This window comes from Nitrospira sp. (assembly GCA_037045225.1).
Lineage (GTDB): Bacteria > Nitrospirota > Nitrospiria > Nitrospirales > Nitrospiraceae > Nitrospira_A.
Genome location: JBAOHZ010000009.1, coordinates 1,591,350 through 1,607,191, shown reverse-complemented (window position 1 = coordinate 1,607,191; position 15,842 = coordinate 1,591,350). Strand labels below are relative to the sequence as shown.

The 15,842-nt window shown below is 56.9% G+C and carries 17 protein-coding genes and 2 tRNA genes; 8 read left to right on the top strand and 11 right to left on the bottom strand.

Annotated elements, in window-relative coordinates; all coding sequences use genetic code 11:
• Positions 1-189: 189 nt before the first annotated feature.
• The gene (locus V9G17_08230; protein MEI2752577.1) at positions 190-2,583 is read left to right on the top strand and encodes a PBP1A family penicillin-binding protein; all 2,394 of its coding nucleotides are present in this window, start codon (positions 190-192) and stop codon (positions 2,581-2,583) included.
• A 124-nt stretch (positions 2,584-2,707) separates the two neighbouring features.
• Here the strand turns inward: V9G17_08230 and iscX are convergent, their stop codons facing one another.
• From iscX to V9G17_08195, 7 genes are read right to left on the bottom strand one after another with little or no spacing between them, the layout of a single operon-like run.
• Complete coding sequence (gene iscX, locus V9G17_08225) at positions 2,708-2,920, bottom strand: Fe-S cluster assembly protein IscX (protein MEI2752576.1); 213 nt, start codon at positions 2,918-2,920, stop codon at positions 2,708-2,710.
• Positions 2,921-2,933: 13 nt separating this feature from the next.
• Complete coding sequence (gene dnaK, locus V9G17_08220; GenBank protein MEI2752575.1) at positions 2,934-4,760, bottom strand: molecular chaperone DnaK; 1,827 nt, start codon at positions 4,758-4,760, stop codon at positions 2,934-2,936.
• 5 nt (positions 4,761-4,765) lie between these two features.
• Positions 4,766-5,482: a Fe-S protein assembly co-chaperone HscB gene (gene hscB / locus V9G17_08215; protein MEI2752574.1), complete on the bottom strand. Its 717-nt coding sequence runs from the start codon at positions 5,480-5,482 to the stop codon at positions 4,766-4,768.
• Between the two features lie 14 nt (positions 5,483-5,496).
• Complete coding sequence (locus tag V9G17_08210) at positions 5,497-5,868, bottom strand: iron-sulfur cluster assembly accessory protein (protein ID MEI2752573.1); 372 nt, start codon at positions 5,866-5,868, stop codon at positions 5,497-5,499.
• Positions 5,869-5,887: 19 nt separating this feature from the next.
• A complete protein-coding gene (iscU, locus tag V9G17_08205) occupies positions 5,888-6,271 on the bottom strand; it encodes a Fe-S cluster assembly scaffold IscU (protein MEI2752572.1) in 384 nt (127 codons plus the stop codon).
• A 43-nt stretch (positions 6,272-6,314) separates the two neighbouring features.
• Positions 6,315-7,532, bottom strand: a complete 1,218-nt coding sequence (locus V9G17_08200) for an IscS subfamily cysteine desulfurase (GenBank protein MEI2752571.1) — start codon at positions 7,530-7,532, stop codon at positions 6,315-6,317.
• Entirely contained in the window at positions 7,529-8,008 is a 480-nt protein-coding gene (locus V9G17_08195) for an Rrf2 family transcriptional regulator (GenBank protein ID MEI2752570.1), read from the bottom strand. The genes V9G17_08200 and V9G17_08195 overlap by 4 nt, the downstream gene beginning before the upstream one ends.
• 202 nt (positions 8,009-8,210) lie before the next feature.
• On the opposite strand from V9G17_08195, the gene V9G17_08190 reads away from it, so the two are divergent.
• Complete coding sequence (locus tag V9G17_08190) at positions 8,211-8,627, top strand: 2Fe-2S iron-sulfur cluster-binding protein (GenBank protein ID MEI2752569.1); 417 nt, start codon at positions 8,211-8,213, stop codon at positions 8,625-8,627.
• 38 nt (positions 8,628-8,665) lie between these two features.
• On the opposite strand, the gene V9G17_08185 is transcribed toward V9G17_08190, so the two are convergent.
• Entirely contained in the window at positions 8,666-9,364 is a 699-nt protein-coding gene (locus tag V9G17_08185) for an FAD-dependent oxidoreductase (protein MEI2752568.1), read from the bottom strand.
• A gap of 117 nt (positions 9,365-9,481) precedes the next feature.
• Between V9G17_08185 and gltX the strand changes: the two genes are divergently transcribed.
• From gltX to V9G17_08170, 3 genes are all read left to right on the top strand, one after another.
• Positions 9,482-10,897: a glutamate--tRNA ligase gene (gene gltX, locus V9G17_08180; GenBank protein MEI2752567.1), complete on the top strand. Its 1,416-nt coding sequence runs from the start codon at positions 9,482-9,484 to the stop codon at positions 10,895-10,897.
• A 69-nt stretch (positions 10,898-10,966) separates the two neighbouring features.
• Positions 10,967-11,040, top strand: a tRNA-Gln gene (locus tag V9G17_08175).
• A gap of 53 nt (positions 11,041-11,093) precedes the next feature.
• Positions 11,094-11,167, top strand: a tRNA-Gln gene (locus V9G17_08170).
• 2 nt (positions 11,168-11,169) lie between these two features.
• On the opposite strand, the gene V9G17_08165 is transcribed toward V9G17_08170, so the two are convergent.
• Together V9G17_08165 and V9G17_08160 are read right to left on the bottom strand one after the other, a co-directional pair.
• Positions 11,170-12,336 carry a tyrosine-type recombinase/integrase gene (locus V9G17_08165; protein ID MEI2752566.1) on the bottom strand — a complete coding sequence of 389 codons (1,167 nt, stop codon included), beginning with the start codon at positions 12,334-12,336 and terminating at the stop codon, positions 11,170-11,172.
• Complete coding sequence (locus V9G17_08160; GenBank protein ID MEI2752565.1) at positions 12,311-12,988, bottom strand: hypothetical protein; 678 nt, start codon at positions 12,986-12,988, stop codon at positions 12,311-12,313. The genes V9G17_08165 and V9G17_08160 overlap by 26 nt, the downstream gene beginning before the upstream one ends.
• A 204-nt stretch (positions 12,989-13,192) precedes the next feature.
• Between V9G17_08160 and V9G17_08155 the strand changes: the two genes are divergently transcribed.
• Genes V9G17_08155 through V9G17_08145 form a run of 3 tightly spaced genes read left to right on the top strand, consistent with a single transcriptional unit; the run spans position 13,193 to position 14,357 of the window.
• Complete coding sequence (locus tag V9G17_08155) at positions 13,193-13,402, top strand: helix-turn-helix domain-containing protein (GenBank protein ID MEI2752564.1); 210 nt, start codon at positions 13,193-13,195, stop codon at positions 13,400-13,402.
• Entirely contained in the window at positions 13,399-14,112 is a 714-nt protein-coding gene (locus tag V9G17_08150; GenBank protein ID MEI2752563.1) for a hypothetical protein, read from the top strand. Before V9G17_08155 ends, V9G17_08150 begins: the two co-directional genes overlap by 4 nt.
• A gap of 2 nt (positions 14,113-14,114) precedes the next feature.
• Positions 14,115-14,357, top strand: coding sequence for a hypothetical protein (locus tag V9G17_08145; protein ID MEI2752562.1), 243 nt, complete (start codon positions 14,115-14,117; stop codon positions 14,355-14,357).
• 229 nt (positions 14,358-14,586) lie between these two features.
• Here the strand turns inward: V9G17_08145 and V9G17_08140 are convergent.
• Positions 14,587-15,716 (bottom strand): IS3 family transposase gene (locus tag V9G17_08140; protein ID MEI2752561.1). Its coding sequence is split into 2 segments (ribosomal slippage): positions 14,587-15,464 and positions 15,464-15,716, totalling 1,131 coding nucleotides; the frame shifts between segments, so codons are not numbered across the junction.
• Positions 15,717-15,842 lie beyond the last annotated feature (126 nt).

Here is a 15,842-nt window from a genome sequence, read left to right as displayed (position 1 = left end):
CGCCTTCCTATGAAGGCGTCTAAGCCTATGGACTATACCCGATTCACATGCCTTCCCGCAAGCTGATAGTCGAAGGTTCAGCGGAAACTTCTTCGGACGATGATTCGAACCTTGCTTGAGTTTGTCGGGTGTGCATTGTATGGTGGGGTTGTCGCGGGTTGACCCCTTTCCTCGCAACCATCCAACTTCATGTCCGAACTCGACCACTTGCTCGATAAGCCAGAGAAGCCTCGCCGTCGCTGGCGATGGTGGAAGATTGTCGTCGTCGGCCTGTTGCTCGCCATTGTGCTTGGTGGCGGGGGAGTGGCCGGCATTCTCTGGTATTTTTCCCAAGACCTCCCATCGCTGGATCCATTGCAGAACTATCAGCCGAGCCTGGTGACCCGTGTCTATTCTGACGACCGGCAGGTGATCGGCCAATTTTTCATCGAACGCCGGTTCCTCAAACCTATCCAGGAGATGCCGAAAAGCCTGACTCAAGCCGTCATCGCGACGGAGGACACGAGGTTTTTTGAGCATCCGGGCCTGGACATCGTCGGGATTCTCCGGGCGGCTTGGACCAATATCCGCCATGGCGGCCGGAAAGTCGAAGGCGCCAGCACGATTACGCAGCAGTTGGCGCGATCGCTGTTTCTTTCGGCAGAACGGACGTTCGATCGCAAAGTTCGGGAACTGATCCTGGCCTACAAGATGGAGTTGGTGCTGACGAAAGAGCAGATCCTGGAGATGTATTTGAACCAGATCTATTTCGGCCAGGGCGCCTATGGCGTGGCGGCAGCCAGCCAGACTTATTTCGGGAAAGAACTCTCAAAACTCACGCTGGCTGAATCAGCATTTCTCGCCGGCCTTCCCAAATCCCCCAGCCACTATTCGCCCTTCAAAGCCTATGACCGGGCGAAGAAGCGGCAGGAGCATGTGTTGAGCCGGATGGCTGAGGCGGGTTTCATCAGTGTCGCCGATCGCGAACAAGCCGCCGCCGTAAAGCTGAACTTCCGCCGTCCTGGCAGTGAACATCTCGGACCCTATTTCGTGGAGTATATCCGGCAATTGCTGGTGGCCAAGTTCGGTGAAGCGATGGTGTACAAGGGTGGACTGGAAGTGTTCACCACGTTGAATGCCGATATGCAGAAGGCCGCTGAAGCCGCGGTGTTTCATGGGTTGCGCGAAGTCGATAAGCGCCAGGGCTGGCGCGGTCCGCTCCGCACCGTCGATTTGGCTACTCTGGAGGTGCCGGCACCCGATCCCTCTGTGAAGCTTGCGGAGGGGGATATCATGGAAGGGGTGGTGACGAAGATTGCCAAGGACCATGTGCTGGTCCAAATCGGCGGGAGCACCGGTCGGCTGGCATTCGACGATATGGCCTGGGCCACGAAATATCTCAAGGGGAAGGATCCCACGAAGGATGCGGTCCCGGTCAAGAATCTCAAGCAACTGCTGGCTCTCGGTGATGTGATCGAGGTCGGAGTGAAGAAGCTGGAGAAAGAGTCGGTGCATCTGCGATTGGAGCAGACCCCGCTGGTCGAGGGTGCGCTTGTGGCGGTCGATCCTAAAACCGGTGCCATCCGCGCCATGGTCGGCGGCTATGATTTTGTGCGGAGTGAATATAATCGTGCGGTGCTGGCCCGCCGTCAGCCTGGGTCCTCGTTCAAGCCGATCATCTACGCCACGGCAATGAATCAAGGTATGAGTCCGGCGACGGTGGTGTTGGATGCCCCGGTGGTGTACGAACAGGAAGAAGAGGACAAGACCTGGAAGCCCGAGAACTATGGCAAGCGGTTCCACGGCATTGTGAGTTTGCGGGAGGCTCTGATTCATTCTCACAATCTTGCGACCGTGCGTCTCTTGGATAAGGTGGGCATTCGGAATGTGATCGATTTTTCACGGACGGTCGGTATCGTGAGTCCGCTGGCTGCCGATCTGTCGCTGGCGTTGGGCTCGTCCGGCGTGGGGTTAATGGAGTTGGTGTCCGTGTACGGCGTGTTTGCCAATCAGGGCATGCGGGTGGAGCCCTATGCGGTGGCCAGCGTGCAAGACAGTAGCGGCCGAACGTTGGAGCAGGCGGCCATTCAACCACGGCAGGTGGTGTCCAGAGAAACAGCGTATCTCATCACGAATATGATGGAAGATGTCATTCAACGCGGGACCGGCGTCGCGGCTAAGGCGGTCATCGATCGGCCGGTGGCGGGGAAAACTGGGACCACCAACGACTTCACCGATGCCTGGTTCATCGGTTCGACGCCTAATTTGGCGACAGGGTCTTGGGTGGGTTTCGACGATCGTCGCCCCTTGGGTGAAACCGAGTCAGGCGCACATGCGGCCTTGCCGATTTGGATCTCCTTCATGAAAGAGGCGCTCAAGCAGTTGCCGGTCGTGCCGTTCGAAATTCCTGATGGGGTGATGTTCGTCAAAGTCGATCCCACGACCGCGCTGCTCACCGACCAAGACGAACAACACGGCACGGTGGAGCTCTTTACCAAAGGCACCGAGCCGACCAAGAGTGCCGGATCCAAAATCGATCCTACCGAATTCTATAAACTGGACCAAATGCAAGACAGCGCGCCGCCAGTTCCTGTCGAACCGTAAGCCCAAACGCGTCGGCCTCCCTTCTCAGGCTTCAACAAGCATACGGATGCGACCACAGGGTGAGACCGCGACGCGGTTGCGCCGATGGGGAGATGTCGTGAGGGGCGAACGTGCGGTCGGCCGATCAGGACTGGGAGTCCTGATATTCTTCGTGCCAGGCCATCTGAATGGACTCAAGGGTTTTTTCGTTCGACGTCTTGGGGTCGTCTTTGAATTCTGGGAGGGCGACAATCCATGCATGCATGTCGGTGAAACGGACGGTCAGGGGGTCGGTGGTCGGGTGGGCCTCGACCAGACGAATGGCGAGTTCTTCAGTATCACTCCACTTCAAATCCATCACAGTTCCTCATTCACTCTTGGGTAACTTCAGAGACCTTCTTGCCTTGGAGGCCTTGCTTGAGGGAATCGTCCAGCATGGCTACGGTGAGGCCTTTGGCGGCCTGCTCCAGGTCAGCCATGCGCGCGCGGATGGCACGGGGATCGGTTCCGTCCTTGGCGGTGGTCAGCGTTGCGACTGCAGCTCGAATGGCGTCGACTTCCTCTGCGGAGACGAGATGCCCGCCATCCGTCAACGATTTTTCGGTCGTTATAATCAGGGCTCCTGCATCAAGTCTGGCTTCGATGAGCTTGCGCGCACTGACATCGTCCGCGGCGAACTTAAACGAATCTTCGATCATCCGCTCAACTTCTTGATCCGATAATCCGTAGGACGGTTTAACCTCGATCGATTGCGTGTCTCCCGTTCGCATGTCTTTGGCCATGACATTCAGGATGCCGTTCGCATCGATCAGAAACGTCACTTCGATACGGGGAACGCCAGCCGGCAATGGTGGAACCTTGAGGCGGAAACGGGCCAGGCTACGGTTATCTTTTGCCAGTTCCCGTTCTCCCTGCAGGATGTGAATGTCCACCCCGGTTTGGCCATCCACATAGGTGGTGAACATCTCTTTGGCGCTGGCGGGGATGGTGGTATTGCGGCGGATCAAGCTGCTCATGACCCCGCCCATCGTTTCGATGCCTAAGGAGAGGGGCGTCACGTCCAGCAGCAACATATCTGTCGTGCCACCGCTCAGAATATCGGCCTGTACCGCAGCACCCAGGGCGACCACTTCGTCCGGATTCAGCTCGCAGTGCGGTTGTTTCCCGAAGAGGGCGCGCACTCGCTGTCGAACCAACGGCATGCGTGTTGATCCGCCGACAAGCACGACTTCGTCGATGTCGCCCGGCGCCAGCCCGGCATCGTTCAACGCTAGGCGGCAGGGGCCCAGCGTGCGTTCAACCAACGCAGTGCAGAGCCCATCAAGTTGATCACGGGTGAGTTCTCGGGTGAACCGGCCTTTCCCATCCGGCAGATCGAGGCTGGCGGTCGTCTTGAGTTCGTTGGAAAGACGAATCTTTGTGCGCTCGGCTTCGAGACGGACAGCCTGCATATGGTCGGGATGCGTACTGAGGTCGAGCCCGTACTGGGTGCGGATCTCAGCGAGGAACAGATCGGCAATCAACTGGTCGAAATCGTCGCCGCCGAGATGGGTATCGCCGTTTGTGGCGAGCACTTCGAAGATCCCGTTTTTCAACTTGAGGATCGAGATGTCGAATGTGCCGCCGCCCAGATCGTAGACGGCGATGGTGCCCTGTGTCTTTTCTTGTAATCCATACGCCAAGGAAGCGGCGGTGGGCTCATTAATGATGCGCAAGACTTCAAGCCCGGCAATCATGCCCGCATCTTTTGTCGCCTGCCGCTGGCTATCGTTGAAATAGGCGGGCACGGTAATGACGGCTTTGGTGATGCTTTCACCCAGAAACGCTTCAGCCCGAAGCTTGAGTTCCTTGAGGATCATGGCAGAGATCTGCGGTGGGGAATATGACTTCTCCCCCAGCTGGATCCGGATGACGCCGCCTTTTTCTGTGAGCGTGTAGGGGAAGTAGGCCAGCTCGCCTTGGACGTCGGCCAGGCTCTTGCCCATGAACCGTTTGACTGAATAGACCGTACGCTCAGGATTTCTCGTGAGATGTTCTTTGGCCGGATCACCGACAATCAGTCCGTTATCCGTCAGCGAGACGACAGAGGGGACCATTGCGCGTTCATTCCGTGCCGAGATGACGCGGGGGACTCCATGGTCCATGTAGGCGACCAGAGAATTGGTAGTGCCGAGGTCGATGCCGACAATACGTGACATAGTGATTAAGCGATCGTTGCGACGAGATCGTTGACGATGTTTTTGACGTAGGTGCGATTGGAGAGGAGATCCCGCATGTCCTTCAAAATGCGGCCACGCTCGACGCGGGCCTGCTCGGTGACCTCGGCGCGATCCTGGAGCGCATCCCACCGGCTGAACAGCTGTTGCAGCTGGGTTTCCATGTCTCGTTGTCGTTGCTCAAGTACGGCGCGATCCGCGTGGAGTTTCGTGCGGAGAGTAGACGCATGTTCGGAAGCGCGTTCGCTGGCGCGGAACTCATCAAGCGTATCCTGCAGGTCGAGAATCTCTTCGAAGAGATCGGCCGGCGGTGTCGTCCGGATATCTTTCACGGAGCCGGCTTCGAGATCCAAGAGGTACTCGGCGCGTTGAATCGGGTCCCGCAAGGTGCGATAGGCGGTATTCAGCATGGCCGAGTTGCCGAGGCTAATGGTCTGCTCCGCATCGCTTTTGTTCTGGTAAAAGTCCGGATGGAATGCGCGGCTTAATTCGTAGAACTTGGTTTCCAGCGTCTGTGGGTCGAGGGCGAGGCGTCGGGGCAGCCCGAAGCAGGTGAAATAGTCCAAATCCTTCGAGACCGGTTGGACCTTCACGCAACGATCGCAAAAGTATTCTCCAGCCATTTCTGACTGGCAATGCCAACACATGCTGCGAGCCATCTGCAGCTCGCGTCGATCATCGGTGTTATGGGTATGTGCGTTCATGGACTGTCACTCGCTCAGGCTGAAAAGGATTCCCCGCAGCCGCATGTCTTGTTGGCGTTGGGGTTGACGAATTTGAAATTCCCGCCCATCAGGTCCTTCTGGAAATCGAGCTGGGTGCCCTGCAGGTAGATGGCACTCTTGGCATCCACAATGACCTTCACGCCGTCGAATTCGTACACCTGATCGTATTGGCCGATCTTGTCGTCGAAGTTGATAGTGTAGCTCAGGCCGGAGCACCCACCGCCTTTGACGCCAAGACGGAGGCCGCCTTCTTCGAGGCCTTGGACATTAATGAGCCGCTTCACTTCTTTGAGTGCTGCGTCGCTCAGGGTGATGACCGGGGCTTGAGTGTCCGCCTTCGCGGTGGGGTCCGTGGAGAGGTCCATAGTGCGCTCCTTCCTGTCGTTACTTCGGGTCGGCTTTCTTTTGATAGTCGGCGAGGGCCGCTTTGATGGCATCTTCAGCCAGCACGGAACAGTGAATCTTCACAGGAGGCAGATTCAATTCCTGCACGATATCGGTGTTCTTGATTTTGCCGGCCTCCTCCACCGTTTTGCCCTTGAGCCACTCGGTGGCTAGGCTGGAGCTGGCGATGGCAGAGCCGCATCCGAAGGTCTTGAACTTGGCATCTACGATCGTGTCGTTTTCGACTTTGATCTGCAGTTTCATGACATCGCCGCATTCCGGCGCCCCAACGATGCCGGTTCCGACCCCGTCTTCTTCCTTCTTGAAACTGCCCATATTGCGGGGATTGTTGAAGTGGTCAACGACTTTTTCGCTATAGGCCATGGTGTCCTCCGAAATTTATCGCATACGAGCGTAATGATTCAGGTTAATGAGCTGCCCATTGCACGGACTTCAGATCGATGCCTTCCTTTGCCATTTCATACAACGGCGACATTTCTCTCAGTTTCGTCACGGTTTCGATAATTCGCTTTGCGGCGTAGTCCACTTCTTCGTCGAGCGTGAAGCGTCCCAGACCGAATCGAATGGAAGAATGCGCGAGTTCTGCTCCCACACCTAAGGCGCGCAACACATAGGAGGGTTCCAAGGTTGCTGATGTGCAGGCCGAGCCGGAAGATAGAGCGATTTCCTTGCAGCCCATTAGTAACGACTCGCCTTCGACATAGGCAAACGAGATATTGAGATTGTGAGGGAGACGTTCTGTCGGGTGGCCGTTCAAGTAAACGTCTTCCAGCGCCTTGGTGATGGTGGCATGCAGGCGGTCGCGCATGACGGACAGCCGCGCGGCATCGGCGGCCATTTCTTGCTCGCACAGTTCGCAGGCTTTTCCGAAGCCCACAATCAACGGCACAGGCAGGGTTCCGGAACGCATGCCGCGCTCATGTCCGCCTCCATCCATTTGAGCCGCAATGCGGACGCGGGGATTCTTTTTTCTGACATAGAGGGCGCCGATGCCCTTAGGGCCATAGATTTTGTGCGCGCTGAACGACATCAGATCGATTCCCATGTCCTGGACATCGATCGGGACTTTCCCGACGCCCTGAGTCGCATCGCAATGAAACAAAATGCCCTTTTCCTTCGCGATCTTCCCGATTGCTTTGACCGGGTTGATGGTGCCGATTTCGTTATTGGCGAACATGACCGAGATCAAGATGGTCTTGTCGGTGATGGCGTTGCGCACATCTTCGGGGTTGACCATGCCAAACTTGTCGACCGGGAGATAGGTGACCTTGACCCCGCGTTTGGCTTCGAGCGATTTGGCCGTGTCCAACACCGCACGATGTTCGGTGGACGACGTAATGATGTGATCGCCCTTCTCGTGATACATCTCGACGACGCCTTTGAGCGCCAGATTGTTCGATTCCGTTGCGCCGCTGGTGAACACGATCTCCTTGGCATCCGCATGGATGAGCTTGGCGATCTGTTTCCGCGCCGTTTCCACGCCCTCTTCGGCGTCCCATCCGAACGCGTGGTTGCGGCTGGCGGCGTTCCCGAACTTTTCCGTGAAATAGGGCAACATAGATTCCAGCACCCGGGGATCCATCGGGGTGGTCGAATGGTTATCCAGGTAAATCGGGAACTTCATCGCTCGACTCCTTGTTGTTCCGTCGCGACGGATTGAATGGTGATGAGTGGGGTGCCCCCCATCATATCTTGCAAGGTCATATTGTTCAGGAGCTGGTAAATACTGCTCTGGACTTTCAACAGTGGGGTCCGGATGTTACAGTGCTCGCGCTGCATGCAGGCATCGCCGTCTTTTTCGTGTGAACAGTCCATGATGCCGAGGGGCCCTTCCAGGCTTTCGAGTACCTGGGCAATCGTGATCTCCCTCGGATTCTTGCCGAGGAGATAGCCGCCTTTGGGGCCGTTATGGCTCTCGATGATTCCACTCTTGGAGAGGGTCTGGAGGACTTTGGCAAGTAGCTCCACCGGAATGTGGTACTCCTCGGCGATTTCCTTTGTGTTTACCACGCGAGCTTGGGCAACATCGCCGTATTGGTTGGAGGCGATGTGCTGGAGTGCCATCAACCCGTAGTCAGCTTTTTTCGATAATTTCAGCATGGGCCTATTGCCGATCCTTCGAGTCGGAGACTATAATGATCTCCGATCAAATCAGTCGTACAAAAGGTATCATGTGGTCTTTGGGCCTGTCAAGCGAGCGGAGGGGCGGAGAAGCAAGAATGTCAGTCTCTGGAGGCTGGCGGGTGAGACGGAAGCCACGCGATACATGGCGCCACATGCATGACAAAAGGGGTTAAGCAACATGGGTGGGACAAATCCCTATATTGAAAAGGCAGACGTGGAGCTGCCGCAAAAATCTTATACCGTGACTTTCATTTTCCCCGACAAGACGGAGAAAAAAGTTGAGGTACAACCGGACAAGATTCCCTACGGTCCTACGGGCCTGCCGGGAAGTATTCTCGACATTGCGATGGGCAATGGGATTGACCTCGAACATGTGTGCGGTGGCGTCTGTGCTTGCTCCACCTGCCATGTCATGGTCAAGAAAGGCCTGGAGACGTGCAATGAGGGGACGGATGACGAGTTCGACCAGTTAGACGAAGCGCCTGCCACGACATTGCAATCTCGGCTTGGTTGCCAATGTGTGCCGAATGGAACGGTGGAAGTCGTGGTAGAAATTCCTGCCATCAACAAGAATCTGGCGAAAGAGGGGCACTGACGGCAAGCAGATCGAGTGCGGGGCGTGCAAGGGTCGTATCAGTCGTACGTTTCTAATTTCACTTCCCGCCGATCGAACCCCAGTTCCATCAGCAGCGCCCGTAATGGGCGTGCAAATGCCTTGACCCCGGCGATCATTGGGGTCACCTGCCGACCATTTCCCGCGATTTGTTTGATCACATCCACCGTCTCAGCATGGCTGTCGGGGGCTTCGCTGACAAACGGCAGATATTGGAAATGGGATTGGCTTGTCGCAAGGGCCATGAATTCTTCATGGTAGAGCTGTTCGGCAGCGGTCGGCGCTTGGGCGATCAGCGTGCTCGAAGGTAGCGAGCCCTGGTCTGCCAATGAGCGGAGCATGCAACGCAGGGGGACAATCCCTGAATAACGTCCGATCAATAACAGGTGCTGAGGTGCCGAGTCGGGCAGCACAAAATGGCCATAGGGGCCTGACAGGGGAATGCGATCGCCTGGCTTGAGCGATGCGAGATAGCCGGAGCCTTTCCCTCCCGGCACGTGGTCGAAGACCAGCGTGAGGTGGCCGGCGGTAGACGGCGGTTCCGCCAACGAGTAGGCACGATTCAAGGGCGGATGGTCTCCGACCGGCAATTGCAACGAGATCCACTGCCCGGGCTTGAATGAAAGCGGGTACTCGATCGGGCGGAGCACGAGTTCCGTCGTGTGTGGAGTCAAGGTTGTGAGGGAGACGATTTCGGCGATTTGTGTCGGTTCAGCCATGGTCTGTTCTTAGCAAAAACGGATTCAGAATGGAACAGGCTCGTTCTGTACATCAGTTGAATGCCATGTTATAGATAGCCCCCCGTTTACTATTTCCACACGAACTACGGTGATGCGATGAGTCAGGTCAGGGTTCGTTTTGCGCCCAGTCCGACGGGTTTCCTGCATATCGGCGGGGTGCGGACGGCCTTGTTCAACTGGCTGTTTGCACGGCAGCAGAACGGGGTCTTTGTTCTTCGCATTGAAGACACCGATCAGAGCCGTTCCACCGATGATTCCATTCAAGCTATTTTGGACGGGATGCGTTGGGTCAAGCTTGATTGGGACGAAGGGCCCTTTCGGCAGACTGAGCGAATGGATCTCTATCGTGAACATGCGATGCGATTATTCGAACAAGGCCATGCCTATTGGTGCGTGTGCACCTCGGAGGAGCTGGAGGCGCGTCGGAAGGAAGCCGAATCCACAGGCGGATCGCCCAAGTATGATGGCCGGTGCCGGAACCTCGGGCTGAGAAAGCCGACAGGCGAAGCGGCGCTCCGTTTTAGGGCTCCGCAGGACGGCCAGACGGTCGTGGATGATTTGATTAAGGGCCCCGTGGTATTCGACAACCAGATTCTGGACGATGTCATCATTCTCAGATCTAATGGGTATCCGACCTACAATTTTTCCGTGGTCGTGGACGATGCGTTGATGGGGATCACCCATGTGGTGCGGGGCGATGACCATCTGACGAATACGCCGCGACAAATCCCAATTTTTCAGGCGCTGGGATTTCCCCTCCCGCGCTTCGGGCATCTCCCGATGATTCTCGGACCGGACAAGGCACGGTTGTCGAAACGGCACGGCGCCACCTCGATCATGGCCTACAAAGACATGGGGTATCTGCCCGACGCCATGGTCAATTACCTGGTCCGCTTGGGTTGGTCCCATGGTGATCAGGAACTGTTTTCGCGTGCAGAACTGATCGAGAAGTTCTCCTGGAAGAATGTGCAGACGTCGGCGGCGGTGTTTAATCCGGACAAATTGTCGTGGATCAATGCCGAATATCTCAAGACCAGTCCGCCGGCTGAGATTGCTCAGGCGCTCGTGCCGCTCCTCGAGCAGGCCGGGCTCAAGGAAGAAGTCCGCTCCGTGTCGACCGAATGGCTTGCCCAGCTGGTGGTGTTGGTGAAGGAGCGAACCAAGACACTGGTCGAAATGGTCCACTGGGTCACGCCCTACTTCGGCCAAGCGGTCATGTTTGATGATGAGGCGGCCAAGAAATTCCTCACATCCACTCACGCGCCGGTGTTAACCAAGCTGTTAAGCCGATTCGAAGCCTTTCCCGTGTTTTCCAAGCAGGAATGGGAAGCGTCGTTTAAGCAGCTGGTTGAGGAAGAGGGGATAAAAATGGGGCAACTGGCCCAGCCGGTGCGAGTCGCCTTGACAGGACGGACGGCAAGTCCAGGTTTGTTCGAGGTGATGGAGGTGCTTGGACGGGATCGTACTTTGTTTCGACTCCGCAAGGGGATCGAGCGGGCCTCCGGATCCTGAGTTCGGCCCGTCAAGAATCCGCGTCGATCTTGACGCAGTAGAGAAGCTTATATTACTGTGTGGACCGGTTGGGGGATCGTCTAGCGGTAGGACGTCAGTCTCTGGATCTGACTACCTAGGTTCGATTCCTAGTCCCCCAGCCAAAACCTTTTCCACGCCTCGCTCTTCAGCTCGATGTCTCGGTTCCGTACCGCGCTGGGGGATCGTCTAGCGGTAGGACGCCAGCCTTTGGAGCTGGCTACCTAGGTTCGATTCCTAGTCCCCCAGCCAATTTATCCCTCCACACTTTCAATAACTTGCGAGCCTTCCAGGTCCCGGTTCGTTTTATGAGCCTGGAGGCTGGTCACGGTTTTGGTCACGGTTCGAGTGAGGCTCCCCCGGTTGACTGCCTCTTGGAGGTGACCAGGAGACAAATGAGAGTATCGGAGCGTGGTCTGTATATCCCTGTGTCCAAGGATCTCTTTGACTGAAACTAAATCTACTCCGGCCATAACCCGACGACTGGCCGCCGTGTGCCTCAATGTGTGCCAGCAAACCCCCTGTATCCCGACTTTTTGCAAATAGGGCGAGTAGAAGTGGTTCACGAAGCTTTGCGGGTTCCAGGCTTGGAGTGGAAACTTGGGGCTAGGGAAGACCCAGGGAGATCGTACGAACGAATCCAGGGACCGCAGGATGTCCTTTGCGCCCTCGCTGAGTGGCACATGACGGGTTTTCCCACCTTTGGGTAGCGGAATGGTCGCGACACCTGCTTCAAGGTCGATCTGATCCCACCTCAGTTGAAACTGTTCTTCTCGTCTCATGCCGGTTTCGATAGCAAATGCGACCAGCTTCCAGGCGGCGGGAGGCATGATCTGCTCCAGTTGAAACAATTCCTGATCAGTGAGAAACCTGGTGCGCCGGACTTCCGGCAAGAACTTTATAGACGACACCGGGTTGCGGGTCAGTTTGCCATCTTTGACAGCCAACATCAGGACATGACGGAGGAATGTGAAATGCCGGTTAATGGTCGCGTCACTCCACTGGCGTTCCGGTTCGGAATCCTTTGGCGTATCTGCTGCACGTGGTCTCAGCCTTGTCCTCATCTTCGCTTGGACGCGCCGCAAGTCCTCTGTCGAGATCTCGGTAATCAAACGCTTTCCTAAGAGGAGTGACCAGCGGCGACCGTAACGCCGCTCATTCTCAACGCCTCGATTCGTAGATCCCTCCAGGCATCGGTTCACCCACGCTCGTAAAGTCACGTCCTTCCCAGAAGAAAACTTCTCCGGAAAATATTTGCCCTCTCGAATGTCAGCCCTCAGCCGTCCATATAAGGCCTTGGCCTGTGATTTCGTATCACAGCGATGCCAGCGCTCCCGTCCGTTGGCATATAGTCGCACCCACCACCCTTCGCGGCCCTTCCGCTGGGTGATGCCTCTATCCTTTCCCGCTTTTCTTGCCATGGCGGTCCTCCTTTCCTCGCTCGGTCTTTTGGTCGGTCTTCCGGCTTTCTCGCCACTTTCTCGCCGCGACTCGGTTCTGGCAGCGCGGCTGGCAGTAGAGCTGGTCACGTCTGATCGCTAAATAGATCCTGGCGCATTCCGGGCAGCGCCGAATGTAGTCCCCGGATTGGGCCAAGAGGTGCACAAAGCGGTATTCAAACTCCTTGGCCTTGCGTTTCGCGCTCACGAAGATTGTCCCGGCCTCGTCGGAGAAGCTACCCGGCGAGACCACGACCAGTGTCATCTGGGGAAAGGTGAAGGTGGTGTATCCTTCGTGCCAGTAGAGTTCTAACTGATGCAGGACGGTGGCCTGAATGTCCTGGGCTTCTTTCCGGCTGGGAATGGTCTGATAGTTCTTTGCATTCGGCACCCCTTCCACGCTCCAGCCACTTTCTGGTGCCACCATCCCGCCGAATCGGTCCCCCGTCTCATCGACGAACGCCGCGACCTCAAACGCCACCAGCGTCCACTCTGTCGGTGTCAGGGCTTCTAGGTCCGTTTGCAGGAACCTGAGTGCCCACCCGACGGCGCCATCCGGCATCGTGCGGATGCGCTCAGTCGCTTTCTCGTACTCCTGTTGAAATGCCTGCTCGGCTTTCCCCTGTGCGCTCATGCCTTCCGCTCCTTTCTCACGCCGAACCCTCTTCGTATTCCTGATCCCAACACCATCGAAAATAGTCTCGGCCACGACGGCCATTTAGGGATGAATTTGTTTGGCAAGTGTACCTCTGTCTTGCTAATGGCTGTCAAGAGTAGTCACGTCTAACAATGTTTTAGGCGTGATCTCTTCTCAATCATTTTCACAGGGAGGTGTCCCATGGTCCCCAGTACACAATTGATCACCATTCGAGAAGCGGCGAACCGGTTAGGGCTGAAGGAAAGCACGATCAGGAAATACATCCTGAAACGGCAGATCGCCTATGTGAAGCCCTCGGTCCGTGCCGTGCGGATTCCTATCGAAGAGTTGGAACGGATTCTCTCTGCCGGGCTCAGGCCTGCCATCCCTCAGGCGGAAGGTGTCCGATGAGCCGCTGGAAGGAGTTCCGGCGGGAGCCGGTCGCCGGCGAATGGACCAGGAAGCAGAAACGAGGCTATCAACGGGTCCGGTCGCTGTTGTGGTTCTGGGAATGTCATCAGTTCCAAGTCCTCTGGGTCACGCTCTCGACGGCGGAAGGCGGGGATGCCGAGAAACTCACCTACCATCACAAGCAATTGCGCCAACGGATCGAGCGCCAGCTCGGGTTTCAGGGGTTGGAGTATTACCAAGTTCGGACGGAGGAAGGGCATGGCGTGCTCCATATCTTCTGGGCCTGGCGGGTGCCGGACGGAGAACGCGCCCGACGCTTCTGGATCTCGCAGGGATGGCTCTCATCGCAATGGCAAGCCCTCCACGGGGCTCCAGTCGTCTGGATCAAGGCCTATCAGCCGAGCCATCGTTCCCGGAACCGCCTGAGCCGCTATGTCATCAGCCAATATGTCCAGGATCAATGCGGCTACGTGAATATGTGCTGGTCCTGGAAACGCTCCCTTGGGTTTCCCATCAGTCGGCTGTGGGAAGAGATGCGGAGCCAATGGTCCAGCAGGAACGCCTATCGCCGGATCAGGGGCGAGATCGAAATCCCAAAGATCGTGTTCCTGAAGACCTGGGAGGATCTGCTCTCGGGGCATCCCATTTGGTTCAGTGGCACCATTCTGCAACTGGTGCTGGGGAAGGGGCTCGTCTATCAGGAGGTGTGACCATGATTGGGCATCGATGTAGTCTCAAGCTGCCAAGCCTGTTTGGACCGGCCTGTTGCGGACGGGAAGCGACCACTTATGATCGAGCACGCAAAGCCTGGCTCTGTCCTGAGCATACGAAGGAACGACTCTGTGAATTCTGTCAGTCAGAACGAGCCTGGGCGAGACTCTGTTATGTCGTGGACGATGTCCTCAGTGAGGTCTGGCTCTGTGCGGATTGTGCGGGGCTCACGCGGCGACGATGAGGATCAGCCAATCTAATCAGTTTGTCCCTGTCACCCGTCCACTATCCCACACGGGTGAGAGGGAATAATGGTCCTGCCTTGTACAAGGCGGCGATGCGTCAGCTTGGCCGCCGTTCTGTCTGATGATTGCTTACAAACACAGAGTAGCGAAGAGGGATACTGAAACCATGGGGAGATTAGGAACGCACAGATCCGCCCAACGAGGCCGCCCGTGACCTTCCCCCGTTTGTTACACCACGGCCAACGAAGTTAACTCCTGTGCTGCCTGGGGCCGGTTGTGATGATTGAGAATGAATTCCATGGGTGTCAGATTCCCGATGGCACTGTGCGTCCGCTCTTCATTGTACTCTCGTCGCCAGGCTTCAATCACGAGTTGTGCTTCCTGCAACGTCAGAAACCAATGCTCGTTGAGACATTCGTCTCGAAACTTGCCATTGAAGCTTTCAATAAACGCATTCTGGGTCGGCTTCCCCGGTTGAATGAAGTGGAGATGGACGCCGTGCTGAGCCGCCCAGGCATCCAGTGCGGTCCCTGCGAATTCGGGGCCATTGTCCAGAATCAGCGTCTCGGGCAGCGGGCGAGTCAGAAACACCCGATCGAGAATTCGGCACACCCGCGCCCCACCAATCGACACATCTACTTCAATCACCGGGACTTCTTTCGAGTAGAGATCCGTCATCGTCAAACACTTAAACTGCCGGCCCCTGACGAGCCGATCATGGACAAAGTCCATCGCATAACAGCGCCCTGGTTGCGTGGGTGTTGGCAAAACGACCCGTGGCACCGCCACGGTCTTCTTCCGTCGTCGCCGCCGTAGTGACAGCCCTTCGTCGCGATAATAGATCCGTTCCACTCTCTTATGGTTCACGCGCCAACCTTCCCGCCGTAACCGGACATAGATTCGGGGGCACCCATAGCGCCGCTTGCTCTCGGCGATTTCTCGGATGCGCGTCCGCAGGGCCGCATCCTCCTGGCGTCGGCTGCGATACCGCAGCGTGTTCCGGTCGAGCGTGAGTAACCAGCACACTCGTCGCTGACTGAGCCCAAAGCGCTCGGCCATCCACTGCGCCGCCATTCGCTTCGCCTTGGGCGCTACCAGTTTTTTGCGGTGACGGCCTTCAGCGCCTGAATGTCCAGCGCTTGCTCTGCGACCATCTGTTTCAGCCGACGGTTTTCATCTTCCAGCTGGCGCAGCTTCTTTACATCACTGACTTCGAGCCCGGCATATTTCGTCCGCCACTTATAAAAGGTGGCATCCGAGATGCCGTGCTTGCGGCAGAGCTCGTGGACCCCAATGCCCGCCTGGGCATCCTTGAGCACTGCGATGATCTGTTCCTCCGTGTGCCGTTTTCGAGTCATGGGCCCCTCCTGTGGGCCCCATCTCAGCACAGGTGCACTTCCAAGCCAATGGTCTAGTTTTCGGGGGGAAGGTCACCCGGCCGTTCCGGACCACTGGACCGGACGGCCGGGGGGATCGGGGGCGCA